We start from the raw sequence: 26,368 nt of genomic DNA on the forward strand, positions 1-26,368 counted from the left end.
CCTCTCGCCTTTTTTATTCGCCGGTGCCGGAAGATTTACGCCGCCGTGCGGGTTATTCTTATGGCACATAAGAATTTGCGCCCGACGCCAGTACGGCGGCCCGGTCAGGAGATCCCGGATGGAATATCTCTTTTTCGATGCGTTATATCTCATTGCGGCCATTGCTGTGGGGGTTGTGGTCTGCCGTGCGGCCTTATGGATCTGCCAGTGCGTTATCGAGGCGGATATTATGAAAAACGGCATCGCCGCCAATGCCGATATCCTTTCGATCCACCGCGATAATCACCTGCACCGGTATAACGTAAAATGCGTCATGGTCGTCAGATTCAAAACTCAGGACGGGCAGGAAGTGCAGTCGCGCCTGGTTCAGATAATGTCTGTCAGAGAATATAAACGCTTCGCCTCCGGCACTGGCGTGACCATTAAATATGCCGCCAGTCGCCCGGCGCGCGTTGTGTTATACGATCGCCCGCTGGTGCTGGGAGCGCGTTAAATGTTTTGCGTTATTCACAACCCGTATAAATATTTTTGCTGTTGCCAAACCCGGCCATGCACTGGTGTGTGTTATTGGGTATTTTTTGATGGTCTTATACCGGCAGACCCGTCGGGGGCGTTTCTTGACGAAAGATTTCAGGACATCGCTTAGAGCCTCTGCGCTGGCGTCTGTTTTCGGTTACAGGCAATCCCCGTTTCTCAGCGCATCCAGCTCAGCGCAAAGCCTGTCGACATCATGCTGAATATATTTCCGACGCCGCTTTAACAGAAAACGGGCAGGAAGCATTCGCTCAATCAACGTCGGCTTTCTCGCGACATATTCCATCACCATCAGTTTTACATTTTCCTCTGACCAGCCTTGCATGACAGGAGCTGGACTATGCAGAAGGTTAACCTGCAAGGTTGGCGCGACCTCTTCATCGAGAATAGTCAAAATCTCTTCACGGCTTTTACTGGTTTCTTTTAGCACCTGCGCCATCCACCGATAATCGTAGTCCTGTAATTCTCGCCCGGTAAAAATCTCCGACAGGGCATACCAGACAGGAACCCGGCTGGCGATTTCAGCGTCTGTAAGGTGCATAGGGTTTTTCTGCGTGATGAGTGACGTCCAGGTATGGTGGGGAATTTAGGATGAGAGGGCAAGCCGTAAAAAATCAAGGTGCGGCGGATAACAGGCGCTGAAACGGCGCAAGAAGAAGCGCGGCGTGCAACTTGTTCTTGTGCATGATGCTGTAGAGACGGGTACCTGTTAGCAGCCCAGGATATGATCGAATACGCTACAGACACAAAAAAGCCCGCAAGGCTTGTGCCGTGCGGGCTCTCAGGACTTCATCGGATGACTCTGGTAATCACCGATGGAGAATTTTGGGCTGGCGGGAGTTGAACCCGTGTCCGAATTTTTTTAAGTCATTAATAAATATTAATTAAATTTCTATCAAAATACTCGCGGCTCCTTTACGGCTCCTTTCGTGTCCCGCCGCTGGCAAGTAGAGGTCTTCGCTCAGTGTTTCCGTCGTACTCTTTCAAATAAGATCCGTAGTGCCTGAAGAGCATCTCCGGTCCCTTGTGGCCCATCTGCCCGGCAAGCCAGAAAAGGTTGGCGCCCTGGCTGATGTGGCGTGTCGCAAATGTATGCCGGGTCTGGTATGGGTTACGGTACCTAATCCCCGCTTTACGCAAAGTTGGTACCCAGGCTTTTTTGCGGATCGCATCTGCGCTTGCCCACGGCTTATTCGTTTTGGGATCCTCAAAAATAGTCGCATCTTTCATGAAGGTGAAAGCTTTCTGATTCGCCAGCACTGCCATAGCCACATCGTTAAGTTCTACTTTGCGTGTGCCTGCCTTTGTTTTTGTCCCCTTAATAACGCCAACTACACTCGCGTTCTGAACATGCGCAGTCTTCCCAATGAAGTCGATATCGCGCCAGCGCAGCGCGCATAATTCTGAACTGCGTAAACCTGTCTGGATAGCGAACATAAACAGATTTTCCCACTGCTTATTACCGGCAGAGGATAGGAGGGCATCTATTTCTGCTGGTGAAAGTGGATCGACAATATAGTCGCTGTCAGCAGTCGATTTATCGCTTTGATACCGAGATGCAGTTACAAGTGATACCGGGTTGAGTTGGAGCACGCCATCTGTTACAGCCTCATCAAGCGCTGAGCGCAGGAAAGAAAGTTGATTACGAATTGTTTTTAGCGTGGTGGTGCGGCTTTGGATCCATGCTTTCATTGCTGCCGGCGTAAGCTCGCTTGCAGGCAATGAATGAAGGGCTGCCAGCGCGCTACGGCATTTTTTATAACCGCCGATAGTTGAAGGTGATAATTTTCGTGTTTCACAAATGCCAATATACTCGTCCAGGTACATCTTGACGGTTTTACCAGCCGCTGCATTTCCGAATATCTTCAGGCGCGCTGATCGCGGGAAGTATTCAGCGTAGACGAACGTCCCGCGCTCAATATTATTATAAATTTCGCCGAGGGTTCGCTCGGCGTATTTAAGGTTCTTACTGTTCACCTCAAGATTAGAGAGCGGCTCACGGCACTTAACTCCTCTATAGGTGAAAGTAATATTAATTGTCTCTCCCTGGCTATGCTTTCTTACGGTCACGCCGCGCGGGAGCTTTGGCAGCTCTGTCTTGCCCATTTAGCAACCTCATTAAGATCAATCCATCTTTCCTTAACGCCTTCCACCTTCAGCACTTGAACGCCTTCACGCCAAACGCCACGTTGCACACGTTTGGTGATGGCATCAGGTGTCTCGCCAGTTTCTTTGCAATAAGTTGAGATCGGAACACAATCGAGGTTCAGCATAATTCCTCCACTAATACCGGCTGCACCCGGCTATTTCTGGTCAAAAACGCATACATCGCATCTCGCCGCTGGCATCCATTTGCTGATGGCTTTAGTTGCCGCGTTGTCTTTTTGTTGTAGCAACCCCACCTATGCGAAATGGGGTAAGTCTGTTTAAACAGGTTTTATTCACTCCCGTGAAAGGGGGCGGCCATCTGCACTGGCCGCCGGGTAGTTTCTCCACACAACACAGAAGAGCACCTGCGGTTAGGAGTGCCGCCTGGGTGGATTGGGTTATGAGCCCGTCGCCCGGTGATGCTCTTGTGTGTTGCGTAAAAAATTGGCGGGACCGTGACATCGGGGAAGAAAGGCCCGCCACAAAGAGTCTTACGGCTTGGTTTTATGAATACTGCGCGAATCATCCGGTCATTCATGCGCCACCGGCGGCTAATTCGTGGGCGTCCTGCCTGTTCGCTTTCATTTATTGAAATCTAAAATAACTTAGATGGAAGGTCAAGCAGAAAACCTAAACTAATTTAGATTTTCTGAGGTGGGGAAGGAATTACTTGCGGCGCATCATCCGTCGGTGTTCGACAACCACCCCGACGATATGAATTTTTTCTTTAGCAGAATTTCTGACAGCGTAGTCTTCGTTGAGCGGCACGAGTTCAAATATTTCTTCGCCGGATTCGCTGACTCCGCGTGCTCGATACTTCTTAAATGTGGCTTCGTCACCGCCATTCTTAGCGACAACGTAATCGCCTGGGCCGGGGCGTAATTCGGGATCTACGATGATTACATCGCCTTCAACAAAATCGGGTTCCATAGATTTTCCTTTGACCTTGAGGGCAAAGGTGCAACGAGAATGAAACTCTGACGTCAAAATATAATCCACCGTTCCATCAAGATTTCTGGCGTCGCACTCAGCTGACCAGGCCCCAGCCTGGACATAGCTAATGATCGGGATTTGTTGCGCGGCAACAGGTGCAGGTCCAACGTTAGCTTCATCTTCCCGACCGTACAAGAGAAACCCTTCACTTACACCAAGGTATTGAGCGAGCTTTGTTAGCGATTTACCGCCTGGCACGTTCAAATCCCTTTCCCAGTATCCAACCGTCACATCTGAAACCCCGAGCGCTTTACCGAGCTGGCCTTGGGTAAGCTTTCTTTGCTTCCTTAATTCCTTTAACCGCGTGCCAAGTGTTCCCACGATTCAACCCTTAGAAATGAAAACCTAAGTAATCTTAGTTTTTATTGACCTAAAAAAGATTAGATAATAATATCTAAATATTCTTAGGAGGACGCTATGACCACGACTGAACTTGAGCAGTATTTTGGCTCACCGAACAAGGCTGCTGAGTTTTTTGGAGTGTCGCCAGAAGCTTTTTATCAATGGCGTACAAGACCCGGGCAATTAATCCCGAAAGGTCGCGCAGCAGAAGCTGCTGCTCGTACCAAAGGAAAGCTCAAATACGACGCTTCGCTTTATCAAAAGCGTAATGAAAAAGCGGCTTAGCCGTAACTACCAAAGGACAAACAAGATGGTAGACAACATCAAAGCAGCAATAAGCGCGATGTGTAAGGCGCATCCCGCCGGTCGTCTCGGGATGGCTGCCGATCTCGGCATGAGCATCGACACCTTTCATAACCACATGTACCAGAAATGCGGCAGCCGCTTCTTCACGCTCGCCGAACTTGAGCGCATGGAGGACCTGTCCGGCGTATCAATGCTGGCGGAATATGCCGCGGCGCGCGTCGGCAAACTGCTGGTGGACGTTCCGAAGCCGGAAAGCATGGACAACGTGGACCTGTTCGCAATCGACATGAAAACCAGCGCGGCGAAAGGCCAACTGGCGCAGGCGCAGATTGAAGCGGCTGAGGATGGGGTAATTGACCGTCATGAACGCAAAAAGCTCTCTGAGTTGTTTCGCAAGACCATTCGCCACCAGTTCCACGGATTCATGGGCTTTATGGCGCTATATGGGGTTTCAGACCAGGCAGTAGAAGTGTTTATGAGCACCAGAAAAGGTGACGCCCCGAGTGTGCAGCTCGAGGCGTCGGGCGCGTCTTTTCAATAGTGGAGAAACTACGCATGAACAGTTTAACAACACGTTACCGCAGGTCGCAACTTATTGCGCTGCCGGTACCGGGCGGAGCCGGTCCGGTGCAGTACCGGTATGCAGTGAGAGTATCAGGCCACTGTGTGCCCGTCAGCTACCAGCTCGCTCAGCAGATGGTAGGGGAGTTTAATCGCCAGGCGGAGACTTTCGCGTGCAGGAACTCAACAGACGATACCGCGACTGGCGGGGAACTGAAGTCCACGTCACCGGTTACGACCCCGAAAAACGACAGGTTATCTTCCGGCGCGCGGGTTACCCGCACGACTGCATGCAGCCTGTTGAGCGGTTCCGCGAGAAGTTCAAAAGGGTGGATACATGAGCGTTAAGTTATCAGCGTACGTGTGGGATGGCTGCGCGAGTGCCGGAATCAAAGGCACGAAGCTGCTGATCCTGGCGCGCCTGGCTGATTTCTCCAGCGATGAAGGTATCAGCTGGCCCAGCGTCGACACCATAGCGCGCCAGATTGGCGCCGGTCGCAGCACCGTTATTACCGCGGTTGGTGAGCTTGAGCGTGACGGATGGCTGACCCGTAAAGAACGTCGTCAGGGCCAGCGCAGCGGTACCAACATCTACACGCTGAATGTGGCGCGCCTGCGCCAGGCGGCTGCCGGTGCTTATTCTCAGGGTCCAGTTTCTGAACATTCAGAATCTGAACGTTCAGAATCCGAAGGTTCAGAAGCTAGACGTCCAGAATCTGAACGTCCGGAAAACCGCAATAACCGGGCTTCTCAGGGTCCAGAATCTGGACACGATCCGTCAGTAACTTCAAAACAAGAACCGTCAGATAAAAAAACTTCTTGTCAGGTTGCCCGGCAACCCGACGCTGAGCAGCTGATCACCGATAAAGCGATTGCTGTGCTGAAGCACCTGAATCTGGTCACCGGCGCGCGTTACCAGAACTCGAAATCCTCACTGGAGAACATCCGGGCCCGGCTTCGCGAAGGTCATTCGGTGGACGACCTGCAGCTCGTTGTCGACTACAAGCACGAGCACTGGCACGACACTGAAATGTACGACTACATGCGCCCGCAGACGCTGTTCGTCCCGAGCAAGCTTGAAGGCTACCTGCTGAGCGCTACCCGCTGGAAAGAGCGCGGACGCCCGCCCCGCCAGCAGTGGAAGCAGCGCAATGTGCAGCGCGACGACAGCGCATTTAAAGCCAGCTATGCCGGTGTTGATTACAGCCAGGTCCCGGAGGGGTTCAGATCATGACAAACGAGAAGCTGAAACACGAAGTTTTTGAAGAGCTGGCCTGCCAGCTGGAAAGACAGAATCTGTGGCGCCGCGCCGCACATGCCTACCTGGCTGCGTTCGATGCCTCGAAGAGTAACCGGGACCGCGAACGGCTGGCGAAGAAGCGTACCCAGTGCCTGAAGATGAGCAACCGCGTCGGTTACGTGGAAGGCCGTTGCTATCTGGCCGGTAACTATGTGGGGGAACTGTGATGCACCCGTTGAATGTTTATAACCAGGCGCTGGCGGCGCTGCGCAGCAAACCGGCTCACGAACTTAAGGAAGTCGGCGATCAGTGGCGTACGCCGGACAATATTTTTTGGGGCATCAACGCTATGTTCGGCCCGCTCGTACTGGACCTGTTCTCTGATGGCGAGAACGCCAAATGTGAGGCTTATTACACCGCCGAAGATAACGCGCTGACGCAGGACTGGTCCGCGCGTCTGGCCGAACTCAACGGCGCCGCGTTCGGCAACCCGCCGTACAGCCGCGCGTCCAAGCATGATGGGGAGTACATCACCGGCATGCGTTACATCATGCAGCACGCCAGCGCGATGCGGGAAAAAGGCGGGCGGTACGTCTTTTTGATTAAGGCGGCCACCAGCGAGGTCTGGTGGCCGGAAGACGCGGATCACATTGCCTTTATTCGTGGACGCATCGGTTTCGATCTTCCGTCATGGTTCGTCCCTAAAGACGAAAAGCAGATCCCGTCCGGCGCGTTTTTTGCGGGTGCTATTGCGGTATTCGATAAGACCTGGCGCGGCCCGGCAATGAGCTACATCAGCCGTAACGAGCTGGAAGCGCACGGCGACGCGTTTATTGCACAGATACGCCGTCAGGCTGAACGCCTGCTGATGAGTAACCGCCAGGAACCCGATGAGGATGAAACAGATCTGCATTCAGAAACTGAGCAGCAACTGCAGGCTGCTGAAACAGAGTTGCCACTGACAGCAGCCGACATCCTGGAGCGAAGCGGCGTTGAGGTATGGGCCTGTGCATGCGCGGCATTCGGCAGCAAAGAGACGTATGCCTTTCATGAATCCCGCTTTGCTCACAGCTGGGCCGCGGATTCTATGGAAAGCCCGATGCTGGTGACGGTGACCGCAGACGTCATTTCGCGCGCGCAGTCGCTGATTAAAGAGCATCACAACGGCGTGAAGCTGCGTGCTTTTATGGCCCTCCATGATTTTGTCTTTCAGGACGATGCGGAGCGGAAAGACATGCACGAACGGCTTGCGACGGTCGCTCGCGAAGCTGAAGAGCAGCATGGCCTGGCGATGGATGAGGTTCTGCTGGTTGTCGGGGCAATTGACACCGCACACTGGCGGAATATCCGGCAGCTTAGAGCCTCCGTTCGCGAAATGGCTGGCGCGCGGGAGAAAGCGGCATGAATTCTGCCTCTGCTTTAACCGCCCGCCAGCAGGAGGTGCTGGATATGCTCTCAGATTTCCAGCGACGAAACGGTTACCCGCCGACACAGAAAGAATTGGCCCAGCTTATGGGGGCCGCTTCACCCAACGCTGCGACCGATATGCTGCGTAAGCTGGAGAAGAAAGGCGCCATATCGTTATCAAAAGGCGTCGCCCGCGGCATCATCATCAAAGGCATTGCCAAAGAGGATGAAGCGGTTTCTCTGCTGCGTGCGATGGTAGAAGGTGAAGCCAAATCGCGCGATAGCGCGGTGGCTTTCCTGAAAGCGCGGGGTGCCATTGCATGAAGCTGACCCTGCCTTTTCCCCCCAGCGTTAACAGCTACTGGCGCGCCCCGACTAAGGGGCCGCTAAAAGGCCGTCATCTCGTTAGCGCCGACGGGCGCAAATATCAGAGCAATGCCGCAGCGGCAGTTGTTGAGCAACTTCGGCGCATACCCAAGCCTGTCACCAGCCTGCTGGTAGTGGAGGTGGTGCTTTACCCGCCTGACCGGAAACGCCGCGATCTGGATAACTATCTGAAGGCACTTTTCGATGCGCTGACGCTGGCCCATGTCTGGGAGGACGACAGCCAGGTGAAAAAGATGCTGGTGGAATGGGGCCCGGTAACCAGCAAAGGGAAGGTGGAAATCACAATCAGTAACTTTGTGGCGGGTGCAGCCGCCTGAAAGATGGAGAAACGTATGAACCAGACAAACCCGATTTCAGTTTGCCCCAAGCATCATGCGGCGCTGGCAGGTCAGGAGCTTTTTATGTCCAGCCGGGAAATAGCCTCGCTTGTAGGTTCACGTCATACCGACGTGTGCACCGCCATTGAGCGGTTAATGAAGAAAAGCGTCATTGAAGGGTATACGGCATTGCCGTACACCCACCCGCAGAACAGGCAGGAATACCACCACTATCTGGTTAACAAGCGTGACAGCTATGTCATCGTGGCACAGTTATGTCCTGAATTTACCGCGCGCCTGGTTGATCGCTGGCAGGAACTGGAGAGCAGCCAGCAGCCGGGCGTGCCGCGGTCCCTGCCGGAGGCACTGCGCCTTGCTGCGGATCTGGCCGAGCAAAAGGAAAGGCTGGCACAGGAACTCGCCGCCGCGGCGCCAAAGGTGGAGTTTGTGGATCGCTACTGCACCGCCAGCGGTTCGCTCTCATTCCGTCAGGTGGCAAAGCTGTTAAAAGCCAAAGAGACGGATTTCCGCCTGTTCCTGATCGACAACGAGATTATGTACCGCCTCGGAGGAGTACTGACGCCGCGCCACCAGCATATTGATGCCGGACGATTCGAGGTGAAAACGGGCACCTCCACCACATCCAACCACGCGTTCAGCCAGGCGCGTTTCACAGCTAAGGGGATTAAGTGGATAGGTGGGCTGTGGGCTGAGCATGTAGCGAAGGGGAACGCAGCGTGAGAGCTCTTTTAACACCGGAAATAGCGCGCGGAATGGGTATCGTGCTGCTGCGCCCCGGCCCTGAACTGATGCCCATATTTGCAAACGGGCGCGTGCTGGTGGAGGTTCAGCCAGAAAGCATGGTGCGTTTCCCGAGCGGCGCGGTGCCGCCGGCGCACCAGCCCCTGGCCGATGACGAAGGACTGCAGGTCTTCTTTACTGATGAGCGGGTGATCCGGGCTGCTGGTGGCATCACTGGGCTGGAGCACTGGCTGATGAAGCAGCAGGGCGGCTGCCAGTGGCCGCACAGTGAGTACCATCACCATGAGCTGACCACGATGCGGCATGAGCCCGGCGCGCTGCGACTGTGCTGGCACTGTGATAATCAGCTGGCCGAACATTTTACTGAGCGCCTGTCAGCAATTGCCCGTTCCAATGTGATAGCCTGGATTATCAGCGTCGCGAGCGGAGCCCTTGCCTTTAACGATACCCACGAGCTGACTCTGCCGGAGTTGTGCTGGTGGGCTGTCAGAATGGATATCACAGATGCGCTGCCGGACAGCGTGGCGCGCCGCGCGCTGCGCCTTCCGCCTTTGCCAGTGCAGGGCGTGTCGCGTGAAAGCGATATTGTTCCGGGACCGTCGGCCGCTGAAATAGTACAGACGAAAGCACAGCGTGCTGGTGCCGTGAAGACGCTAATGAACTGCGACAAGCCGCACGAGCAACAGATGCGGGTGGTTGCGCTGACAATCGACCCTGAGTCGCCTGAAAGTTACATGCTCCGGCCAAAGCGCCGCCGCTGGGAAAACGAGAAATACACCCGCTGGGTTAAGCAGCAGCCTTGCGCATGCTGCAACCAGCGGGCAGACGATCCCCACCACCTGATCGGCCACGGGCAGGGCGGGATGGGTACCAAAGCCCATGACCTTTTCGTATTGCCTTTGTGCAGAAGGCATCACGACGAGCTCCATCGGGACACCGTGGCATTCGAAGAAAAATATGGCTCACAGCTCGAGCTGATTTTTCGTTTTTTAGACAGGGCGCTCGCGATCGGCGTTCTTGGTTAATTTAACTCTGTGGAGAGAGTGATGCGCGATATTCAAAAAGTTTTAGAGTTATGGGGCGGATGGGCAGCAAACGATAATTCAGGTGTGGATTATTCGCGAGTTGCTGCAGGATTCAAAGGATTATTACCTCAAACTAGCAAATCGCGTCTTTCATGTACTGATAATGACGCTCTTATTATCGAAGGATGTCTTGCCAGGCTAAAACGACATAAACCCTATGAGCATTCACTGCTCGTTGTTCACTATCTTTATGGGGTATCAAAACGCAGCATAGCGCGTGAACGTAAAAAAGATGAAAAGCTGATACGTATAGAAATGCAAATGGCTGAAGGTTTTATTGATGGTTGTTTGGCTATGCTTGAAATACAGCTTGATATGGATGAGATATTTAATTAATCACTTTATGAAGAATAAATGGATTATTTCATTTATTCTTCGGGTGTGTTTTTAGGAACAGAACTAACAGATGTCCTTTTCCCAATGTTAACAAGTTCTCTCACGGTGTTCTCATGATCTCTGAGTAGCTCTTTACGAAATTTTTCTGTTAAATGCGGGCTGTCGAGTTGCTTCTCAATACTTTTGAGGTCTCTGTTAAGTTTGTTACGTAGGGCTGCCTCAGCAGGGGACTCTAGTCCATGGCGGTTGATAACCCAAACCATTACATAGGTCAAAAAAGCTGAAACAAGAGGAGCTAAAGCGTAAAGAAGAGGGCGCCATTCACTTGTAGGTTCCGGAGCAAACAGAGGAACTAATGTTGTCAGAACAGCACCAAGACCACCAGTAGTTAGCCCTTTGTTCTCGCTGAGAATATTTTTTTTCTCTTCGCTCATGACTTGGCTGAACCTTTGGTGCTGGCTTCTTCAATAAGGTCAATAATCCTTTTCCCGTCGCTACCATCTATCTTTATGACTACAGTCTTAAGAGGACGCCGCTCTGAATCAAGCATCCGTATTTCAACTTTTCGCGTCGGGAAAAGATGACGCCAAAGCAAAGCTGATCCAGCATACACAAAGCGATAAAAGGTCGGGAGGCTGACTATTACCCCCAACCAAAAAACGATTTGTAAAAGTTGATGCTGTATCATTATGATTTATCTAATTAAATTAGTTTATTGCCTTGAGCAACACGATGACGTATCACTCTCTTTATCACAAATTTTTGTGTCATACCACGAGCTGACTTAGTCTTCGTTGTTTCCAATGTTACTGAGAAAAGGTCTTCACTGGTGATTGTTCCTTCAGCTTGCCTTACTTTAGCTAAAAACTCATAGTCTGTAAGTAGTACAGAATGCTCTTCATCCTGATACTCCATACGCCATCCTTTTTCACTATGAAAGTTTACTTGGGTGAACTTGACGTTTACGTCTTTAGTTTCAACCTCTTTCGTCAATAGCGTACCGCGTGGAAGAGGTTTTATTTCTTCAGTTTGCTCACCCTCAAGCCGTATCAGTTCATTGTTATTATCATCAACAATCTTGAAAACTGGAGAATCTTTACCCTCTAAAGGTGCTTGTACAACAGAAATTAGCGCATCCCGGATAGTTGGCTCTGTTACGAGGGCAGCTACTGAAGCCGGACAGACTATGTCTTCACCATCAAGCTCAAGAACAGCTTCATCTGTTCCAGTTCTTTTAGTTACAGAAATAACCTTTCTACTTCCCAACTGTCGGATTAAGGAAAGGGCTGTTGCATGAACAGCTGCGCCTGCCGCCCCTGTTATGCCAATTGTTTTCAAGACACTCACTGCTGCAGGTAACAGCTCTACGATTGTATAAGCCACGCCTAATGAACCAGCCACTGCCGGATTTGTCACTAAAACCTTTACGGATTTATTACCATCATTAAGAATGTCATCAGCTTTTTCAATAAGGTTAGTCATTGAAAGTATTGATTTTGCCAAAACTTGAGCATCGATCGAATGCTTTGAAAGTTCTTCATCATCAGCATCATAAAAGACTTTGAAAGAGGTGGTTTTTTTCATAACTATCCTGTTATGCACGCTTTTGAGCTTAAAGTTATAAGTAGCTGTATGTGGTGAGCTACGAATTTAACGCGAAAAAAAACAGAAATCATTAGTGCGGTCCGCAAAATGTGCTGTAACCTGTTAAGAGTGGTCACTTAGACACGCACTTAACAGAAGTTCAAACCTCGCTTGGGCGGGGTTTTTTCATTTTAGGCTGCCTATTGGCGGCCTTTTTTATTCCCGCGCCACGCTTGATGAAATCCAACCGCAAAGTCCTTCAGAGGTAGCTGTAGTGCCGTTTGGCATAACTTATCTCAGAACTTGATGATTCTTTTCCTTTCCCCTCTTTAGAGAGGATGCACAGCAATAGAGGGGGCTACATGTCCGATCCGGTTTCGGGAACTGTCGCGGCAGGGGCTGCGCTTACTGGTGCAAGCATCTATGGACTGCTGACCGGCACAGATTACGGCGTAATTTTTGGCGCGTTTGCCGGTGCGGTCTTTTATGTTGCCACCGCGGCAGACCTGACCCTGATCCGGCGCGCAGCCTATTTTGTTGTTTCGTACATCGCTGGCGTTTACGGTGCGGGGCTGGTGGGCTCCAAACTTGCCAGCTGGACGGAATACAGCGACAAGCCGCTTGATGCACTGGGGGCCGTTATCCTCTCTGCGCTGACGATTAAAATCCTGACGTTCGCCAGCCAGCAAGACCCTGCGCAGTGGTTCCAGCGGTGGAGAGGGGGAGCCAATGGTAATAAGTGATCCGCTGGTACTGACCAACGTGGCGACGTGCTCGGCCATTGTGTTGAGGCTGATGCTGTTCCGCAAGCCCGGTGCCCGTCACCGCTGGTGGGCATCGTGGCTGGCATATCTGATTATTCTGGCGTATGCCTCGGTGCCGTTTCGCTACGCCTTCGACTTTTACGTCCACACACACTGGGCGTCGGTCATCATCAACTTAATCATCTGCGCCGCCGTGTTCCGTGCCCGGGGCAACGTGGCGCGCCTGTTTCAGGTGCTGAGGCCCGAATGAACCAACAACAATTTCAGCAGGCGGCTGGTTTAAGCGCCAGCTTAGCTGCGCGCTGGTTTCCGCACATTGATGCGGCGATGCGAGAGTACGGCATCACTGCGCCGGTCGATCAGACAATGTTCATTGCGCAGGTCGGCCATGAAAGCACCGGATTCACTAGGCTGGTGGAGAGCTTCAACTACAGCATCGCAGGGCTGAACGGTTTTGTCCGGGCTGGCCGGCTAACCCAGGAGCAGGCCAACATGCTGGGCCGCCGCACGTATGAAAAGGTGTTGCCCCTTGAGCGTCGGCGGGCGATCGCCAATCTGGTTTACAGCAAGCGCCTCGGTAATAACGCCTCGGGTGATGGCTGGAAATATCGCGGTCGCGGTTTAATCCAGATTACCGGCCTCGAAAATTACCGCGACTGCGGCACCGCGCTGAAACTCGACCTTGTGAGCACGCCGCAGCTGCTTTCGGAGGAGGCCAGCGCTGCACGCTCTGCGGCATGGTTCTATGCCAGCAAAGGCTGCCTGAAATATCCGGGCGACTTGCTGCGCGTTACGCAGATTATTAACGGCGGGCAGAACGGTCTGGAAGACAGACAGGCCCGCTATGCGGCAGCGCGCCAGGTGCTCTGATGGCTTCGTTATGGGGCTTTGTCCGGGCATGGTGGAAGCCATTGCTTTTCGTTGCCGTCATAATTATCGCGCTTAATTATCGGGCCTCGCTCACAAAAGCCGAGGCATCTTTAACCAAAGTTAATCGTGAATTAAAACTGGCTAAAGATGACATTGAGATTATGCAGCGCCGTCAGCGCGACGTAGCGGCTCTTGATGCGAAATATACGAAGGACTTAGCGGATGCTCAGAAGAATATTGCTCAGCTTGAGCACGATGTTGCTGCTGGCCGTAAGCGGTTGCAGCTCAACGCCACCTGTCCCGCGAACGGAGCACCCGGCACCAGCGGCGTGGGCGATGCTGCCACCGCCAGACTTACAAACTCCGCTCAACGGGATTATTTCACCCTCAGGGATGGAATCGAAACAGTGACCAAACAGGTTAACTATCTGCAGGACTACATCCGGCAGCAATGCCTCAAATAAATTGTGTTACCCCGTAAGGATGGTAATCGCAATCTTGCTGACGGGTAAGCCGTAAGTGGGCAAGCAATTCCGTGAGGAATAGCGAAGCCTGCGACCATGACAACCCCCAAGAAGATTCACCATCAGCAAAAAAGCAATATCGGCCTCGCTAATGCGGGGCTTTTTTATGCGCTTCGCAAGCGCAAACAATAATCCGAGCCTTTCAAAAGATATAAATAAGGTTTTGATTAACTCTCTTAAGGAAAATAAATTATGATGAAAATTGTTAAAGCCTCAATCGTAGCTGTTTCTGTGATCGCATCTTTTTCAGCTATGGCTGACTGGCAGCCTTATAAAACCGTTGTATTGGATGGTTATACTAATACAATTCCCGGAGGTAGTGTTTACAGTGAAACAAGTGTGCCTTCAGGCGTTTATCGCTTCCGTATTGACCCGGCTTCAGCTGGAGTTGACTTTGCCACTGGCCAAGCGGGAAATACGAAATCTAAATCCGCTGCACTAATGACCTATGATCGTACGACCACCACAGATAAAACCGCTGCTGTGAGTTATTATGGTCTGAATAATGACGGTCTTAAAGCTTCATCTCAAATGCATGCCTTTCCACAAGGAGGCGCGTTTAATCTGTTCTTAGAAGACTGGGTACGTCAGGATGATTCTGGCTCTGTGAGCGTCATAATTGAAAAATGGAAGGATTAATTTTCAAATAGAATAATTTTGAAAGTAAGCACTCTATATCTTCAGTGGATTATATAGGGTGCTTTTTATTCCTGGTATCAGGTGCAGGAATTAGCTTTAATCAAGCTTAAGGATAATTTGTACACAAAAATAACGGGTGGGTAAGTAATGGTTTAGATTGAGAGAAAATATGCCGTATGTCTGCCAATCCAGAAATATGGTCTGTTTGGAGCGCGAAGATGCCAGACTGATTCGCCGCCTTATTACTACCAAAGTTACCATCACAAGGCGCATTTACGAGTGCGCCTGATGATGACCAGCTATGATATCTTATTACTCCACCTCAAATTCGGAGTAATAATAATGCAATTAACTAACGGTCGGCCCAGCAAGGATTTTGTTGTTGGGACATATTCATATACCGAAATCAAAGACCCTCACTTCATGGCTGCTCAATAAAATAGAGCGAAGAAAGAGCTTAAGGCGTGGGGTTATGAATACGCTTACACAAAAATAGATGCAGAAGTGAACGGCGAATTTGTCAGGGTTTATAGGGTGTACACTGACAAGAAAAAAGAGGGTCTGTAGACCGCCTCCGGGCGGTTTTTTGTTTCGTTCACAATTTGGATTCGAAAATATTCACTCCCATTTGAATGATGTCTTTTCTTTATTGAACACAATACTGGCGCTATGCCATTCCTTGCCATTAAGCAGGATTTCAACGCACTGCGTAGGGTAAAGGTCATCAGCGGGTTGAAACCGTTCGTATTCTGAGGCAGCGCTATGCATCACTTCGTGATTCATATTCACTATCCAACCATCTGGATTCAGGGGGTTAGGCTCCCGGACGCACAACAGCCTGGCTTGAAAGAAATTATCTGGCAGGCCTTCGAGCATACAGCCTGTGGCCCATTGAAGAAGTTCTTCTGTTGAATGCTCTGGCTTTGTGGCTTGTTGTTTTTGCTGATTACTGATAAGTCGCTTGAATGTGTTGAGAAAAGAAAGCATACCACCTCCTTGGTTTTGGCAAAGATAATATATTATTGCCAAAGAAATGGGCAGTCCTGTCGTAATGGCACTATCCCAGCAAACGGAAAAGTAGACTATCCATGTACGACATCTACCGCATCACCGTCAAAACCAAATCAGGCGAAACCCATATAGGACTGATGAGATGCTCACAACCTGAGATGGTCAATGGGTTCGTCGGCATTCCCCAAGAGGATGGCTCTGGGGTATACCTGGCTGGCACCTGCTGACGTGCTGAAGATGGAGTAGGGCCTGAGCAAACCGTGTAAGATGCACTTCACCACAAAGTGAGGGGGCGAAGATGAATTTGAAACCAAGATTTGAAGACTACACTGAGGCAGAGTTTACCCAACTTGTGAGCGAGATCTTTAGCGCTCAGGGTGGCGAAGCATATCAAGACGAGTTAATTGAGCATGTTTGCACTCTGTCTGAACATCCAGAAGGCTCGGACCTGATTTTTTACAATGAAGATGAAGATATCACTCCCCAAGGCATCGTCGAAGAAATTAAAACCTGGCGTAAAGCTAACGGTAAAAGCGGGTTCAAGTCCTAAGTGAAAAGGCCTCCTTAGGGAGGCTTTTTTACTTTCATCACAAGACGCATTCATGAGTCGCCTTGTGATGTTCTCTCTCCACTGCAACACGGTTAGCCACGATGTTAAGCGTCGCGAAGCTGGTCCTTCAATCAATAGGTAAAGCAATGAGCAAAGCAAAACCGTAGGACGGCAGCACCGTAAAGGGCTGTCGAACTCGCGCTTAGCATGCGCTAAATAATCGAGAGTCTTCCAGTCTTGAGCCACTAGCATTTGCTGGTGGCTTTTTTATTGGAGCATACCAGTATGCCATCAGCTATCCCGCGAGCATGCCGCAAGCGCGGATGCGCCGGGACTACAACAGACCGTTCGGGTTACTGCGAGGCTCACCGTAATGAAGGCTGGCAGCAGCACCAGCGAGGGCTGAGCCGCCACCAGCGCGGTTACGGCAATAAATGGGACGTCATCCGCGCCCGCATCCTTAAACGTGACAGGTACATCTGTCAGGAATGCCTGCGCAACGGCAGGCCACGACCGGCAGAAACGGTCGACCATATCATCCCGAAAGCTCATGGTGGCGCAGACGACGACAGCAACCTTCAGGCGCTATGCTGGCCATGCCACAAACGTAAAACCGGCAGAGAAAATACCAGGAATTAATAGTTTTCTTTTTATTGCTGATAGATAACTATTCTCCTTTATTTAAGAAAAAAGGAGAAAAGTATGTCTTTGCAAAGGGGCGAGGCTTCAGCTTTTATGACTCGGATGGTTAATGATACGGCTAGTTATGTCACCTTAATAGCCGCCATGACATATATCGTAATTCTGGCAGATAAGCGTGGTTATCCTGGTGCTGGCATACCCATGGCCATTATTTATGGTTTGTGCGGTATGGTTCTGCTTGGTCATTGGATTACAAATGTGATTGAAGAGTCTCGAAAATTCAGAATTGCAAAAAAAGGCTTTTGGGCAGCTTTGCACGTATCAGTTATTGCTTTGGTTACAGTGGTGAGCTGCCTTGGTGCGTTGGTAGTTACGATCGTTACGCTTACTCAGAGCGTATAAAACCAAGGGAGGGCGGTGTAAAAGTTCAGGGCCCTGCCCGCTAAGGACCGCCGCCTAACCCTTTTTCACACCGCCGCAGGTTAGAAAACTTTTTTATGGGATCCCCCACTCGATGATCAATAGGAGTTTTCGATTATGTCCGGACCACCGAAAACCCCGACCCATCTGCGTTTGGTGAGGGGTAACCCATCAAAACGCCCGATCAATAAAAATGAGCCACAGCCCCCTGCAGGGGTACCCCCAACTCCTAAGCATTTCGACAAACAGGCGAAGTACTGGTTTAAGCGAATGGCTGAAGAGCTGGATGCCGTCGGCGTCATTTCGCAGCTGGACGCCCGCGCGCTCGAATTGCTGGTTGAGGCTTATACCGAGTACCGCCACCACTGCGATACGCTGGAAATCGAGGGCTATACATACCGCACTGAAACGCAGACGGGGGATGTACTGATTAAGGCGCATCCGGCAGCGATGATGAAGGCAGATGCCTGGAAGCGGCTGCGCGCCATGCTGTCAGAATTTGGGATGACGCCAGCCAGCCGGTCGAAGGTCAGCGCCAAAACGCCGGAGGCGGTTGACCCGCTGGCTGAGTTCATGAAAGCGAGGGATTAATGGCTAAGGTTGCCGATGGTATCCGCTACGCCGAGCGCGTCGTGGCGGGGGAGATTATTGCCTGTGAATACGTCCGGCTGGCCTGCCAGCGTTTTCTGGACGATCTGCAAAACGGCGAGGCGCGGGGTATTTTTTTCAGCGAGCCCCGCGCCCAGCACATCCTGAATTTTTATAAGTTCATCCCGCATGTGAAAGGCGCCCAGGCCGGGCAGCCGATTGCCCTGATGGACTGGCATGTTTTCATCCTTATTAATATTTACGGTTTCGTTATTCCGCTGGTGGATGAGGAGACCCACAAGGTGGTGTTGCGGAATGATGGCAGCGGCCGCCCGGTAATGGTGCGGCGGTTCCGTACTGCTTACAACGAGGTGGCGCGTAAGAACGCCAAATCCACGCTCTCTTCCGGGGTTGGCCTGTACATGACGGGCGCGGATGGCGAGGGTGGGGCCGAGGTCTACTCTGCGGCCACAACCCGCGACCAGGCGCGCATCGTTTTCGAAGATGCCAAAAATATGGTGAAAAAAGCGAAATCGACGCTTGGGCGCCTGTTCGAGTTCAACAAGCTGGCTATCTATCAGGAGCAAAGCGCCTCTAAATTTGAGCCGCTTTCCAGTGACGCAAATAACCTGGACGGCCTGAATATTCACTGCGGCATTGTTGACGAGCTGCACGCTCATAAAACCCGTGACGTATGGGACGTTCTGGAGACGGCGACCGGCGCGCGCCTGCAGTCCCTGCTGTTTGGTATTACCACCGCGGGTTTTAACAAAGAAGGCATCTGCTACGAGCTGCGCGATTACGCCATCAAGGTGCTGCGCGGTTTCAACAGTGAAGTGGAGGGTGCGGTCAAAGACGACACCTTCTTCGCCATCATCTACACCCTGGACGATGGCGACGACCCGTTCGACGAAACGGTATGGCAGAAGGCTAACCCCGGGCTTGGTATCTGTAAGCGCTGGGATGATCTGCGCCGCCTGGCGAAGAAAGCAAAAGAGCAGGTGTCCGCCCGGGTTAACTTTTTCACCAAGCATATGAATATCTGGGTGACCGCCGAGTCTTCCTGGATGGACATGCTGAAGTGGGATAAATGCGAATTTATCGCGCCGGCGCATGAGCTGAAAACTTACCCGCTGTGGGTCGGCGTCGACCTGGCGAACAAAATCGACATTTGCGCCGCCGTCAAAGCCTGGCGATCCCCTGATGGTCACGTTCACGCCGACTTTAAGTTCTGGTTGCCCGAAGGACGACTGGACAAATGCTCGCGGCAGATGGCTGAGCTTTACCGTAAGTGGGCAGAGCTGGGCAAACTCATCCTCACTGATGGTGATGTGATCGACCATGCCCAGATTAAAGAAGAACTGCAGGAGTGGGTGACCGGCGAGAGCCTCAAAGAGATTGGCTTCGATCCATGGAGCGCCACCCAGTTCAGCCTTGCGCTTGCTGAAGAGGGCTTACCCCTGGTTGAAGTGCCGCAGACTGTACGCAATTTCTCCGAGGCCATGAAAGAGGTTGAGGCGCTGGTTTACGGCGGCCGGTTCCACCACAGCAATCACCCCGTGATGAACTGGATGATGTCGAACGTCACGGTGAAGCCGGATCGTAACGACAACATCTTTCCCAACAAATCGACACCTGAGGCCAAGATTGATGGTCCGGCTGCGCTGTTCACCGCGATGAGTCGTCTGCTCGTTAACGGTGGCAATGACCAGCAGGACCTGAGCGGCTTCTTTGATAATCCCATCATGGTAGGTTTCTGATGAAGAAAAATAAGCAGCCGGGCAGGGTGAAAAGCGCCCTGCTTAACTGGCTGGGCGTCCCCATCAGCCTGACCAACGGGACGTTCTGGCAGGAATGGTACGGTTCGAGCAGCAGCGGGAAGGTGGTCACCGCGGATAAGGCTATCCAGCTGTCAGCGGTCTGGGCCTGCGTCCGGCTGCTGAGCGAGTCAATATCAACGCTACCGCTGAAGATTTACGAGCGGCAGCCTGACGGCTCGCGCAGGCTGGCCCAACAGAATCAGGTTTACCAGGTGCTTTGTCGCCGGCCGAATCTGGAGATGACACCATCGCGGTTTATGCTGATGCTGGTGGCGAGTATCTGTCTTCGCGGAAACGCCTTCGTGGAGAAGCTGTTTATCGGCAACAAACTGGTCTCGCTGGTGCCGTTGCTTCCCCAGAACATGGTGGTAAAACGCCTCGATACCGGCCGGCTTGAGTACACCTACACCGAGAACGGTACTGCACGTGTCATTGCGGAAAGAAACCTGATGCACATTCGCGGCTTCGGTCTTGACGGGGTCTGCGGCATGATGCCGCTGAGTTCCGGGCGCGATGTGATCGGTGCCGCAATGGCGGTCGAAGAGTCGGCGGCCAAAATATTTGAGAACGGTCTGCAGAGCTCGGGTTTTCTCTCAGCAGAAATGCCGCTGGATAAAGATCAACGCGAACGGCTGCGCAGTTACATGGCACAGTTCACCAGTTCAAAAAATGCCGGGAAAATCATGGTGCTTGAAGGCGGTCTGAAATATCAGAACGTCACGATGAATCCGGAAGCGGCCCAGATGCTGGAAACGCGATCGTTCGGTATTGAGGAAATCTGCCGCTGGTTCCGGGTGCCGCCGTTTATGGTCGGCCATACCTCAAAGCAGAGCAGCTGGGCATCAAGCCTTGAGGGGATGAACCTGCAGTTTCTGACCCATACGCTGCGCCCGCTGCTGGTCAATATTGAACAGGAGATTTCCCGCTGTCTGCTGAACGGTGAAGAGGATATCTTTGCCGAGTTTTCTGTCGAGGGGCTGCTTCGTGCCGACAGCGCAGGACGCGCCGCCTACTATACCAGCGCGCTGCAGAACGGCTGGATGTCACGCAATGATGTGCGCCGGCTGGAAAATCTGCCTCCCATTGAGGGTGGAGATATTTACACGGTGCAGCTGAACCTGACGCCGCTTGAGGACCTTAAAAAGAACAGCCCGGCAGCGCAGGCCGCCGCGCTTCGTCAGCTTCACAGTCACGTTTTCCCCGATATTCCCTTCGAACAGTCCCCGCTGAAGCAGGCGGCATAGGAGCATCCATGACCATTAAAAGCCTTCCGGCGGCGCCGGAGGGGCGACCTTTTGCGCGCGAAAAACCAGATCTGCCTGCTGCGGCGATGGAACGCTGGAACGGTAGCATCCGTGCGGCGCGCGACGGTGATAACAGTATCTCGATTTTTGACGTGATCGGCGCAGATTACTGGGGCGAGGGCGTGACCGCGAGCCGTATCGCCGGTGCGCTTCGTTCGCTTAATGGCGAAGACGTTACGGTCAACATCAACAGCCCCGGCGGCGACATGTTCGAAGGGCTGGCGATTTACAACCTGCTTCGTGAGTACGACGGCAAAGTCACCGTGAAAGTGCTGGGACTGGCTGCTTCTGCTGCGTCGATTATCGCAATGGCAGGCGATGAAGTGCAGATAGGCCGCGGCGCGTTCCTCATGATCCACAACTGCTGGGTCTATGCGATGGGCAACCGTCACGACCTGGCGCAGATTGCCACTGACATGGCGCCGTTTGATAAAGCTATGAGCGATATCTACCAGGCGCGCAGCGGCCTCGACGCCGCCACCGTCGACAAAATGATGGACGGTGAAACCTATATTGGCAGCAGCGAAGCCGTGGAAAAGGGCTTTGCTGACAGCCTGCTGTCTGCTGATGAAATCGCCGACGACGATGAAAGCCCCGTCGCCGCGCTGCGCAAGCTTGATGCGTTACTGGCGAAAGCAAACACGCCACGGTCTGAACGCCGAAAACTGCTTAAAGCCTTATCGGGCAGCACGCCGGGCGCTGCTGCCACCCCTGACGGTACGCCGAGCGCTACCACCATCGAAAAAGAAACCATTGACCGTCTGGAAGCCGCCATTAGCGGACTGAAAGCGGCTGCCCAGTAAATACGGAGATGTTATGTCTGAAGTAAACGAGATCCTGAAAAAAGTCAGCGCCAGCATTGAAGAGGCCACCGGCAAATTCAACGCGAAAGCAGAAGAGGCGCTGAAAGAAGCCCAGAAAACCGGCAAGTTGTCGGCAGAAACTAAAGAAACCGTCGACAAAATGGCCTCAGAGTTTAACGCACTGAAAGAGGCGGAAAAGACGCTCAAGGCCGCGCTCGGCGAGCTGGAGCAGCAGGTCGCTCAGATGCCCCTGGCGAATGCAGCAAAAGTGGTCGAAACCGTCGGCCAGACCGTTATCAGCAGCGAAGCACTTAAAGCGTTCGCCGCCAGCGTTGAGGGTGGCAAGCGCGTGAGCGTGCCGGTTAACGCTGCACTGATCTCTACTGACGTGCCAACCGGTGTGGTAGAGCCGCAACGCCTGCCGGGTATCGACACCGCACCGAGACAGCGTCTGTTCATCCGTGACCTGATCGCACCCGGTCGCACGGCGGCACCGGCTATCTTCTGGGTGCAGCAGACGGGCTTCACCAATGCGGCAAAAGTGGTCCCGGAAGGTACCGCCAAACCGTACAGCGATATTCAGTTCGCCACCCAGATCACCCCGGTAACCACCATTGCGCATATGTTTAAAGCGTCCAAGCAGATCCTGGACGACTTTGCGCAGCTGCAGTCCACGATTGATGCGGAAATGCGATATGGCCTGAAGTATGTCGAAGAGCAGGAAATCCTGTTTGGCGACGGCACCGGCGCGCATCTGAAAGGCATCGTGCCGCAGGCGTCCGCCTTCAGCGCCGCGTTTGAAGTCGAGAAACAGAACGGAATTGACGTGCTGCGGCTGGCGATGCTACAGGCACAGCTGGCGCGCTTCCCGGCGTCCGGCCATGTTCTGCACTTCATCGACTGGGCGAAGATTGAACTCACCAAAGACAGTCTGGGCCGCTACATCCTGGCGAACCCGGCTGCGCTGAGCGGGCCGACCCTCTGGGGCCTGCCGGTGGTGGCGACCGAAACGGCAGCGTTCCAGGGTAAGTTCCTGACCGGTGCGTTCAACGCGGCTGCGCAGCTCTTCGACCGCGAAGATGCCAACGTGGTGATCTCCACCGAGAACGCGGATGACTTCGAGAAAAACATGATCTCGATTCGTTGTGAAGAACGCCTGGCGCTGGCGGTGAAACGCCCGGAGGCGTTCATCTACGGTGCGTTTACTGCGACGGCCGCCGGTGGCGGTGCGTAACCCTTATCAGCGGCTCCCGGGCCGCTTTTCTTTTCCCTGAAGGAGAACGTCATGAAGCTGATCGCTATCAAGCCCATCTATTTTGAAGGCAATGTACTGACTGAAGGCACTGAGTTCGAGACGCTTGAGCAGCACGGCCGCGAATTGCTTAAAAAAGGTTACGCCGCCGCACCGTCGAAGAAAAATACTGCGGAGCAGCCGGAGCAGCCGGAGCAGCCGGAGCAGCCGGAGCAGCCGGAGCAGCCGGAGCAGCCGGAGCAGCCGGAGCAGCCGGAGCAGCCGGAGCAACCGGAGCAGCCGGAGCAGCCGGAACAAGCAGAGCAGACAGCAGCAAAAAAGAAGCAGAAATAAGGGGCGCGCATGCTGACCAGAGAGCAGGTTAAGCATCACTGCCGAATTGATGCCGTCAGTAGCGCAGAAGACGACTGGATTGAAACCAGTATAAAAGCCGCGGCGCGCCACGTTGAGAAGTCGACCCGCCGAAATCTTTACGATGACAATGGTGATCCGCTTTACCTGGCTGACCCTGACGCGCTGCTTTATGGCGAAGATATTGAAATGGCCATGCTGATGCTTATCGGGCATTGGTATGCAAATCGCGAGACGGTCAGTGTCGGCAGCACAACATCCGCGCTGGATTTCTCCACCGAAGCGCTTCTTCAGCCGTATCGGATTTATGGCGTATAGGGGACAGCATGGCATGTAATGGATGCGCCGCCCGGCGAGAGTGGCTGAAAAACTGGATGAAAATCGCCTATGAACGAGCAACAGGTAAACCAGCTGCTGACTGCAATGGCAGCCCAGACAGCAGCGATGAACCGACTGGCGGAGTCAAACGAGGCTCTGACGGCGGTGATCTACCAGTCAATGGTAGTGGAAGAGAGTGAAGCTGATCTTCCACAGCACACTTACCTTAGCAGCAAGCCCAGGGGGTGAGTATGCAGGCCGGAAAGCTCAACAAGCGCATCACGCTACAGAAGCCGGTTAAGACGCAGAGCCCGGGCACCGGTGAGGTCGTGAATGGCTGGGCTGATGTGACCGAACTATGGGCTAACGTTACAGACCTCTCCGCGCGCGATTTTGTGGCTGCGAAAGCAGGCCAGAACGAGGTAACGACGCGGATCACCATCCGCTGGCGTGATGACGTCACGGATAAGCACCGCATTCTTTACCGTGGGCGCATTTATGACATTCAGGGCGTGCTGGAGGACGATAAAAGCGGGCGAGAATATCTGACGCTGCCATGCTCCCGGGGGGTTAACGATGGCTGATGGCATTGATTTCAGCATAATCGGGATCGATTCGCTGCTGGGTAAGCTGGACAGTATAAGTGATGACCTGCGGCGGCGCGGCGGGCGGGCGGCGCTCCGGCGCGCCGGCAACGTGATTGTCGATAAAGCAAAAGAGAACGCCAGCCGCATTGACGACCCTGCAACCGGGCGTAGCATCGCCGCGAACGTGGCGATGCGCTGGAACGGCAGGCTTTTCAAAACAACCGGCAATCTGGGCTTTCGCATTGGGGTGCTGCACGGCGCCGTGCTGAAAAATCATCCTGACCTCAGCGAGAACGCGCCGACCCCACACTGGCGCCTGATTGAGTTCGGTACCGAGAAAATGCGCGCTCAGCCTTTCATGCGCCCGGCGGCGGAAAGCAGCGTTGGCGAGGTGGTTAACGTGTTCGCCACCGAATACGAAAAGTCTATAGACCGGGCCATTAAGCGCGCGCAAAAGAAAGGAGTGCCACCATGATCGCGCCTATCTTTTCCGTCTGCGCTGCCAGCCCGACGGTAACGGCGTTACTGGGAACCGACCCGGTGCGCCTCTACCCCTTCGGCCGCCAGGATGATGCTGTTTTTTACCCCTACGTGGTCTGGCAGAACGTCAGCGGCTCGCCGGAGAATTACCTCAAGCAAAGGCCCGATGTCGACTCGTTCACCCTGCAGGTGGATGCCTACGCCGACACGGTAGATGAGGTGATCGCCGTGGCCGCCGCGCTGCGGGACGCCATTGAGCCACATGCTTACATAACGCGCTTGGGAGGACAGGAAAAAGACCCTGAAACCAGGCGCTACCGCTACTCCTTCGATGTTGACTGGATAGTCAGGCGATAACCCACAAGCACCGGCCCTGAGCCGGTTTTTTTATATCCGGAGATTCCCATGTCTGTATTGACACAAGGCACTCAGCTCTTCGTGCTGGCTAAAGGCGCGGTGAGCGAAATTGAATGCATCACCAGTTTTACCCCGGGGAGTAACCCTGCCGACCAGATCGAAGATACCTGTCTTTCTGAAAAGTTTGACCGCACCTACAAACGCGGCTTACGCACGCCCGGCCAGGCAACGGCGACACTAAACGCTGACCCCAAAAACGCCAGTCACATCATGCTTTATAACCTGTCGATTTCTGACGATGAAGAAGATCAGGCACTGACTTTCGCCATTGGTTGGTCTGACGGTGAATCAGTACCCACAGCGGCCGCCTCTGGGGCAACGGGGGCGGTTGACGGCCTGGCGCTGCCGGATGACCGAACCTGGTTCGTATTTAAGGGGTACGTAGCCGATTTCCCTTTCGACTTCGCAGCTAACACTGTCGTTTCCACTTCAGCCTCCATCCAGCGTTCAGGCTCTGCCGTCTGGATCCCAAAAGCGCAGGCAGGCAGTTAACTGGCGGGGCTGCGGCCCCGTACCATTTCACCAATCTTGGGAACAGCTATGAAACTTACCCTCGACTCACTAAAACAAGCTGGCGCGTTTACCGGGCGCCCGGTTGAAAAAGAAATTACCTGGAAACAGGGCAGCCAGGAGCTTACCGCAACTGTCTATATTCGGCCGATGGGCTATTACACCGCCATGACAGATGTAATGGCGGCGCAGGGGCATATTGACGGGGTTGCTGGCCGAATTGCCGCTTCCATCTGTGACGAAGAAGGCAAGCCGGTATTCACCCCCGCCGATATTACGGGTGAAGCAGATCCGGAGCGGGGCGCGCTGGACGGGCAGCTCACTATCGCGCTGCTGCTGGCAATCCAGGAGGTTAACGACCTGGGAAAGACGAGCTTACCGGAGAAGACGAAATCTGGTGTGAGCTCGTCCTCAACGGCATCGGTGGCAGGACCATCGCTGAAGCGCAAGAAGCGCTCAGCTTCCGCGAGTTCCAGCTCTGGGTCAAATACCGCAACCAGTACGGAAGCCTGAACC

Annotated in this window: 40 protein-coding genes; 33 read left to right on the top strand and 7 right to left on the bottom strand. The window is 53.2% G+C overall.

The window, feature by feature from the left end; all coding sequences use genetic code 11:
• The first annotated feature begins 118 nt into the window (after positions 1 to 118).
• The gene (locus tag BJP61_RS05730) at positions 119 to 493 is read left to right on the top strand and encodes a DUF3592 domain-containing protein (RefSeq protein WP_171997964.1); all 375 of its coding nucleotides are present in this window, start codon (positions 119 to 121) and stop codon (positions 491 to 493) included.
• Between the two features lie 180 nt (positions 494 to 673).
• Here BJP61_RS05730 and BJP61_RS05735 read toward each other — a convergent pair whose 3' ends face one another.
• The 4 genes from BJP61_RS05735 to BJP61_RS05750 all read right to left on the bottom strand — a co-directional run bounded on the left by BJP61_RS05735 (position 674) and on the right by BJP61_RS05750 (position 3,996).
• Complete coding sequence (locus BJP61_RS05735; RefSeq protein ID WP_171997965.1) at positions 674 to 1,075, bottom strand: hypothetical protein; 402 nt, start codon at positions 1,073 to 1,075, stop codon at positions 674 to 676.
• Between the two features lie 374 nt (positions 1,076 to 1,449).
• A complete protein-coding gene (locus tag BJP61_RS05740; protein ID WP_171997966.1) occupies positions 1,450 to 2,640 on the bottom strand; it encodes a site-specific integrase in 1,191 nt (396 codons plus the stop codon).
• Complete coding sequence (locus BJP61_RS05745) at positions 2,601 to 2,807, bottom strand: excisionase (protein ID WP_071989756.1); 207 nt, start codon at positions 2,805 to 2,807, stop codon at positions 2,601 to 2,603. The genes BJP61_RS05740 and BJP61_RS05745 overlap by 40 nt, the downstream gene beginning before the upstream one ends.
• 541 nt (positions 2,808 to 3,348) lie before the next feature.
• Entirely contained in the window at positions 3,349 to 3,996 is a 648-nt protein-coding gene (locus BJP61_RS05750) for a S24 family peptidase (protein ID WP_024559346.1), read from the bottom strand.
• 96 nt (positions 3,997 to 4,092) lie between these two features.
• Between BJP61_RS05750 and BJP61_RS05755 the strand changes: the two genes are divergently transcribed.
• The 11 genes from BJP61_RS05755 to BJP61_RS05805 all read left to right on the top strand — a co-directional run bounded on the left by BJP61_RS05755 (position 4,093) and on the right by BJP61_RS05805 (position 10,418).
• The gene (locus BJP61_RS05755; RefSeq protein ID WP_024559345.1) at positions 4,093 to 4,302 is read left to right on the top strand and encodes a Cro/CI family transcriptional regulator; all 210 of its coding nucleotides are present in this window, start codon (positions 4,093 to 4,095) and stop codon (positions 4,300 to 4,302) included.
• A gap of 25 nt (positions 4,303 to 4,327) precedes the next feature.
• Positions 4,328 to 4,864, top strand: coding sequence for a YmfL family putative regulatory protein (locus BJP61_RS05760; RefSeq protein ID WP_075191886.1), 537 nt, complete (start codon positions 4,328 to 4,330; stop codon positions 4,862 to 4,864).
• A gap of 193 nt (positions 4,865 to 5,057) precedes the next feature.
• On the top strand, positions 5,058 to 5,225 hold the full coding sequence (locus BJP61_RS05765; protein WP_012124209.1) for a DUF4222 domain-containing protein: 168 nt from the start codon (positions 5,058 to 5,060) through the stop codon (positions 5,223 to 5,225).
• Positions 5,222 to 6,118, top strand: a complete 897-nt coding sequence (locus BJP61_RS05770) for a conserved phage C-terminal domain-containing protein (RefSeq protein WP_171997967.1) — start codon at positions 5,222 to 5,224, stop codon at positions 6,116 to 6,118. Before BJP61_RS05765 ends, BJP61_RS05770 begins: the two co-directional genes overlap by 4 nt.
• Entirely contained in the window at positions 6,115 to 6,351 is a 237-nt protein-coding gene (locus BJP61_RS05775; protein WP_007747935.1) for a PerC family transcriptional regulator, read from the top strand. The genes BJP61_RS05770 and BJP61_RS05775 overlap by 4 nt, the downstream gene beginning before the upstream one ends.
• Positions 6,351 to 7,529, top strand: a complete 1,179-nt coding sequence (locus BJP61_RS05780; RefSeq protein WP_171997968.1) for a phage N-6-adenine-methyltransferase — start codon at positions 6,351 to 6,353, stop codon at positions 7,527 to 7,529. Before BJP61_RS05775 ends, BJP61_RS05780 begins: the two co-directional genes overlap by 1 nt.
• Positions 7,526 to 7,855, top strand: a complete 330-nt coding sequence (locus BJP61_RS05785; protein ID WP_171997969.1) for a LexA family transcriptional regulator — start codon at positions 7,526 to 7,528, stop codon at positions 7,853 to 7,855. Before BJP61_RS05780 ends, BJP61_RS05785 begins: the two co-directional genes overlap by 4 nt.
• A complete protein-coding gene (locus BJP61_RS05790; RefSeq protein ID WP_171997970.1) occupies positions 7,852 to 8,235 on the top strand; it encodes a RusA family crossover junction endodeoxyribonuclease in 384 nt (127 codons plus the stop codon). The genes BJP61_RS05785 and BJP61_RS05790 overlap by 4 nt, the downstream gene beginning before the upstream one ends.
• 15 nt (positions 8,236 to 8,250) lie before the next feature.
• Positions 8,251 to 8,976: a phage antirepressor KilAC domain-containing protein gene (locus BJP61_RS05795; RefSeq protein WP_171997971.1), complete on the top strand. Its 726-nt coding sequence runs from the start codon at positions 8,251 to 8,253 to the stop codon at positions 8,974 to 8,976.
• Positions 8,973 to 10,022, top strand: coding sequence for a DUF968 domain-containing protein (locus BJP61_RS05800; RefSeq protein ID WP_171997972.1), 1,050 nt, complete (start codon positions 8,973 to 8,975; stop codon positions 10,020 to 10,022). Before BJP61_RS05795 ends, BJP61_RS05800 begins: the two co-directional genes overlap by 4 nt.
• A gap of 21 nt (positions 10,023 to 10,043) precedes the next feature.
• A complete protein-coding gene (locus BJP61_RS05805) occupies positions 10,044 to 10,418 on the top strand; it encodes an antiterminator Q family protein (RefSeq protein WP_171997973.1) in 375 nt (124 codons plus the stop codon).
• 32 nt (positions 10,419 to 10,450) lie between these two features.
• On the opposite strand, the gene BJP61_RS05810 is transcribed toward BJP61_RS05805, so the two are convergent.
• Positions 10,451 to 10,852: a hypothetical protein gene (locus tag BJP61_RS05810; protein WP_171997974.1), complete on the bottom strand. Its 402-nt coding sequence runs from the start codon at positions 10,850 to 10,852 to the stop codon at positions 10,451 to 10,453.
• Positions 10,853 to 11,120: 268 nt separating this feature from the next.
• Positions 11,121 to 12,002 carry a hypothetical protein gene (locus BJP61_RS05815; RefSeq protein ID WP_171997975.1) on the bottom strand — a complete coding sequence of 294 codons (882 nt, stop codon included), beginning with the start codon at positions 12,000 to 12,002 and terminating at the stop codon, positions 11,121 to 11,123.
• A gap of 362 nt (positions 12,003 to 12,364) precedes the next feature.
• Here BJP61_RS05815 and BJP61_RS05820 point away from each other — a divergent pair, with 362 nt between their 5' ends.
• The 5 genes from BJP61_RS05820 to BJP61_RS05840 all read left to right on the top strand — a co-directional run bounded on the left by BJP61_RS05820 (position 12,365) and on the right by BJP61_RS05840 (position 14,799).
• On the top strand, positions 12,365 to 12,745 hold the full coding sequence (locus tag BJP61_RS05820; protein WP_007747946.1) for a phage holin family protein: 381 nt from the start codon (positions 12,365 to 12,367) through the stop codon (positions 12,743 to 12,745).
• Positions 12,732 to 13,016 (top strand): phage holin family protein, encoded by a 285-nt coding sequence (locus BJP61_RS05825; protein WP_007709085.1) that lies wholly within the window; start codon positions 12,732 to 12,734, stop codon positions 13,014 to 13,016. The genes BJP61_RS05820 and BJP61_RS05825 overlap by 14 nt, the downstream gene beginning before the upstream one ends.
• Positions 13,013 to 13,636 carry a glycoside hydrolase family 19 protein gene (locus BJP61_RS05830; RefSeq protein WP_171997976.1) on the top strand — a complete coding sequence of 208 codons (624 nt, stop codon included), beginning with the start codon at positions 13,013 to 13,015 and terminating at the stop codon, positions 13,634 to 13,636. Before BJP61_RS05825 ends, BJP61_RS05830 begins: the two co-directional genes overlap by 4 nt.
• Entirely contained in the window at positions 13,636 to 14,100 is a 465-nt protein-coding gene (locus BJP61_RS05835; RefSeq protein ID WP_171997977.1) for a lysis protein, read from the top strand. The genes BJP61_RS05830 and BJP61_RS05835 overlap by 1 nt, the downstream gene beginning before the upstream one ends.
• Positions 14,101 to 14,352: 252 nt before the next feature.
• Complete coding sequence (locus BJP61_RS05840; protein WP_032806384.1) at positions 14,353 to 14,799, top strand: hypothetical protein; 447 nt, start codon at positions 14,353 to 14,355, stop codon at positions 14,797 to 14,799.
• A 618-nt stretch (positions 14,800 to 15,417) separates the two neighbouring features.
• Here the strand turns inward: BJP61_RS05840 and BJP61_RS05845 are convergent.
• Positions 15,418 to 15,786 (bottom strand): hypothetical protein, encoded by a 369-nt coding sequence (locus BJP61_RS05845; RefSeq protein WP_171997978.1) that lies wholly within the window; start codon positions 15,784 to 15,786, stop codon positions 15,418 to 15,420.
• A 322-nt stretch (positions 15,787 to 16,108) separates the two neighbouring features.
• On the opposite strand from BJP61_RS05845, the gene BJP61_RS05850 reads away from it, so the two are divergent.
• The 16 genes from BJP61_RS05850 to BJP61_RS05925 all read left to right on the top strand — a co-directional run bounded on the left by BJP61_RS05850 (position 16,109) and on the right by BJP61_RS05925 (position 26,365).
• The gene (locus tag BJP61_RS05850) at positions 16,109 to 16,360 is read left to right on the top strand and encodes a bacteriocin immunity protein (RefSeq protein WP_038869378.1); all 252 of its coding nucleotides are present in this window, start codon (positions 16,109 to 16,111) and stop codon (positions 16,358 to 16,360) included.
• Positions 16,361 to 16,645: 285 nt separating this feature from the next.
• Positions 16,646 to 16,999: an HNH endonuclease signature motif containing protein gene (locus BJP61_RS05855; protein WP_171997979.1), complete on the top strand. Its 354-nt coding sequence runs from the start codon at positions 16,646 to 16,648 to the stop codon at positions 16,997 to 16,999.
• 63 nt (positions 17,000 to 17,062) lie between these two features.
• The gene (locus tag BJP61_RS05860) at positions 17,063 to 17,404 is read left to right on the top strand and encodes a hypothetical protein (RefSeq protein ID WP_171997980.1); all 342 of its coding nucleotides are present in this window, start codon (positions 17,063 to 17,065) and stop codon (positions 17,402 to 17,404) included.
• Positions 17,405 to 17,539: 135 nt separating this feature from the next.
• Positions 17,540 to 18,013 carry a phage terminase small subunit P27 family gene (locus BJP61_RS05865; protein WP_171997981.1) on the top strand — a complete coding sequence of 158 codons (474 nt, stop codon included), beginning with the start codon at positions 17,540 to 17,542 and terminating at the stop codon, positions 18,011 to 18,013.
• A complete protein-coding gene (locus BJP61_RS05870; protein ID WP_105605274.1) occupies positions 18,013 to 19,770 on the top strand; it encodes a terminase TerL endonuclease subunit in 1,758 nt (585 codons plus the stop codon). The genes BJP61_RS05865 and BJP61_RS05870 overlap by 1 nt, the downstream gene beginning before the upstream one ends.
• On the top strand, positions 19,770 to 21,074 hold the full coding sequence (locus BJP61_RS05875; RefSeq protein ID WP_171997982.1) for a phage portal protein: 1,305 nt from the start codon (positions 19,770 to 19,772) through the stop codon (positions 21,072 to 21,074). Before BJP61_RS05870 ends, BJP61_RS05875 begins: the two co-directional genes overlap by 1 nt.
• Positions 21,075 to 21,082: 8 nt before the next feature.
• Positions 21,083 to 21,937, top strand: coding sequence for a head maturation protease, ClpP-related (locus BJP61_RS05880; protein WP_171997983.1), 855 nt, complete (start codon positions 21,083 to 21,085; stop codon positions 21,935 to 21,937).
• 13 nt (positions 21,938 to 21,950) lie between these two features.
• Entirely contained in the window at positions 21,951 to 23,171 is a 1,221-nt protein-coding gene (locus tag BJP61_RS05885) for a phage major capsid protein (protein ID WP_007747976.1), read from the top strand.
• Between the two features lie 51 nt (positions 23,172 to 23,222).
• Positions 23,223 to 23,522 carry a hypothetical protein gene (locus BJP61_RS21580; protein ID WP_220393058.1) on the top strand — a complete coding sequence of 100 codons (300 nt, stop codon included), beginning with the start codon at positions 23,223 to 23,225 and terminating at the stop codon, positions 23,520 to 23,522.
• A gap of 9 nt (positions 23,523 to 23,531) precedes the next feature.
• On the top strand, positions 23,532 to 23,858 hold the full coding sequence (locus BJP61_RS05895) for a head-tail connector protein (RefSeq protein ID WP_171997984.1): 327 nt from the start codon (positions 23,532 to 23,534) through the stop codon (positions 23,856 to 23,858).
• 69 nt (positions 23,859 to 23,927) lie between these two features.
• On the top strand, positions 23,928 to 24,107 hold the full coding sequence (locus tag BJP61_RS05900) for a hypothetical protein (protein ID WP_105621875.1): 180 nt from the start codon (positions 23,928 to 23,930) through the stop codon (positions 24,105 to 24,107).
• Positions 24,108 to 24,109: 2 nt separating this feature from the next.
• Positions 24,110 to 24,442: a phage head closure protein gene (locus tag BJP61_RS05905; RefSeq protein ID WP_171997985.1), complete on the top strand. Its 333-nt coding sequence runs from the start codon at positions 24,110 to 24,112 to the stop codon at positions 24,440 to 24,442.
• The gene (locus BJP61_RS05910; protein ID WP_171997986.1) at positions 24,435 to 24,920 is read left to right on the top strand and encodes an HK97-gp10 family putative phage morphogenesis protein; all 486 of its coding nucleotides are present in this window, start codon (positions 24,435 to 24,437) and stop codon (positions 24,918 to 24,920) included. Before BJP61_RS05905 ends, BJP61_RS05910 begins: the two co-directional genes overlap by 8 nt.
• Positions 24,917 to 25,282 carry a DUF3168 domain-containing protein gene (locus BJP61_RS05915; protein ID WP_171997987.1) on the top strand — a complete coding sequence of 122 codons (366 nt, stop codon included), beginning with the start codon at positions 24,917 to 24,919 and terminating at the stop codon, positions 25,280 to 25,282. The genes BJP61_RS05910 and BJP61_RS05915 overlap by 4 nt, the downstream gene beginning before the upstream one ends.
• A gap of 48 nt (positions 25,283 to 25,330) precedes the next feature.
• The gene (locus tag BJP61_RS05920; protein ID WP_024559099.1) at positions 25,331 to 25,834 is read left to right on the top strand and encodes a phage tail tube protein; all 504 of its coding nucleotides are present in this window, start codon (positions 25,331 to 25,333) and stop codon (positions 25,832 to 25,834) included.
• A 48-nt stretch (positions 25,835 to 25,882) separates the two neighbouring features.
• Positions 25,883 to 26,365: a phage tail assembly chaperone family protein, TAC gene (locus BJP61_RS05925; RefSeq protein WP_171997988.1), complete on the top strand. Its 483-nt coding sequence runs from the start codon at positions 25,883 to 25,885 to the stop codon at positions 26,363 to 26,365.
• Positions 26,366 to 26,368: the final 3 nt, after the last annotated feature.

The sequence above is a fragment of the Cronobacter sp. JZ38 genome (genome assembly GCF_008932145.1).
Taxonomy (GTDB): Bacteria; Pseudomonadota; Gammaproteobacteria; order Enterobacterales; family Enterobacteriaceae; genus Cronobacter; species Cronobacter muytjensii.